The 1,516-nt window shown below is 34.3% G+C and carries 2 protein-coding genes; both read left to right on the top strand.

From position 1 onward, the window contains the following. Positions 1-518: RES family NAD+ phosphorylase (locus LKD41_RS15550; protein ID WP_227701681.1), on the top strand; the 518-nt coding region annotated here is incomplete at its 5' end. Between the two features lie 3 nt (positions 519-521). After that, the gene (locus tag LKD41_RS15545; protein ID WP_227701680.1) at positions 522-1,010 is read left to right on the top strand and encodes a hypothetical protein; all 489 of its coding nucleotides are present in this window, start codon (positions 522-524) and stop codon (positions 1,008-1,010) included. Positions 1,011-1,516: the final 506 nt, after the last annotated feature.

Genomic DNA, 1,516 nt, shown 5'->3' with positions numbered 1-1,516 from the left:
TCAGTGAGGCAGAGCTGGAAGTAGTAAATAACGTAAAAAGACCGCAGCAGTTGGGAAATGTAGGAGAGGGTGGAAGTGACACAGTAGCATATCACTCTGTTGGAGGTGATAATGCTGCTAAAAAGATTCAAAGTGTATTAGACGGAATTGATATAAGTTATACTAGTCCTGAAAGCAGGTTTGGACAAGGATTTTATGTTGCAGCAGATGGTAATACTACGGTGGCTGAACTTGCATATCATGGAACAGATGCAACATATTCGATTAGATATGATATGAACCTAAATGGGCAAAAAGTTTTAGATTTGACAGATACGAACATAGCTAAGCAGTGGAATTATTCACAAGGGAAATCTTCTATTTTAGAATGCCATAGTATCGCTGAAACTGCATTGGATGAGGGATACACTGTTATTAAAGTACAATCATATCGAGATAATAGTATCAATTATATAATTTATGATAATTTTGATGAAATATTACAACCACAAATGGTTACACCGATAGGAGCATATTAACTTATGAATAATAAAATAATAAAACTTAAATTAACTGTTGCACATGCAAAATGTGAGAAATGTGGAATGGAGCGAATATTGCATTTTACATCTAGTTATACTTACGGAGAGAGAGTTGTTTCAACTGTTAGTGGAAAAAAATGTGCGTATGTAAATCTTCTGGATGAAAATGTGATGCAGGAATTGGAAGAACAATGTATGAATGTTTTTCAGGAAAGAGGAGTAGAGATATCACAAAACAAATTAGCAAGAATTGTTCCATATCTGTACGGAGTAACTTGTGATGATATTAATGGGGAAAAAGTCGATACCATTTCTGCATTGAAATGTCCATGCTGCTTGGGTAAAATGGTAGAGGATGATAAGTACGGAGAAAAAGTAGAAGAGATTGATGCTTTTATGGTAACACATAGTATGTGGGCGAGGTTGAGTAGAGAAGAAAAGCGAAAAGAAGTTGTCGGCGAGCTAATTAGACAAGGATACTTATCGTGAGACAAGAGTCATAATTTTAATTATGGTTATACTTTAGGACTCCAATACCCCTAACTCAAAAAGCTATTTTAATTTCTGCCTGTTCACGAAGTGAATGAAATGCAGAAATTAATAATAGCTTTTTGTCATTTACCTAAAGGGGAATGGACACCTTATGGCGAAATTTGCCCCTAGGTATACAAAAGGATTTGTCCGACACTTTATTTCTAAGGTATGGTAAATCATTGATTTTACTGACTTTATTGCAAGCAGACAGATTTCATTCTTTCACAGAACTATTGTTTGCTAAAATATTCATAAATACTGTGAAATAGCCATTTTCAGCAATTGATATAAAATTATAACAAAAGATTTCGTTACAAGTTTGGCTGGTATCTACAACAGTATATTTTTATGAAAGTATATGCCAAAATCAAGACAAGCCAACTAATTGAGGATAAATATACATTAGACAGTGGCTGGCGTGGAGATTTATATAATGCATCAATTTCTGCCTCCAGTGCATT

Source organism: Roseburia sp. CLA-AA-H209 (assembly GCF_020687575.1).
Lineage (GTDB): Bacteria > Bacillota > Clostridia > Lachnospirales > Lachnospiraceae > Roseburia_C > Roseburia_C amylophila.
This window is presented reverse-complemented; position numbering and strand designations above follow the sequence as displayed.

Bases quoted from the DNA above. Each gene is read 5' to 3' on its own strand.
- LKD41_RS15545 (WP_227701680.1), top strand. From the start codon at position 522: ATGAATAATAAAATAATAAAACTTAAATTAACTGTTGCACATGCAAAA.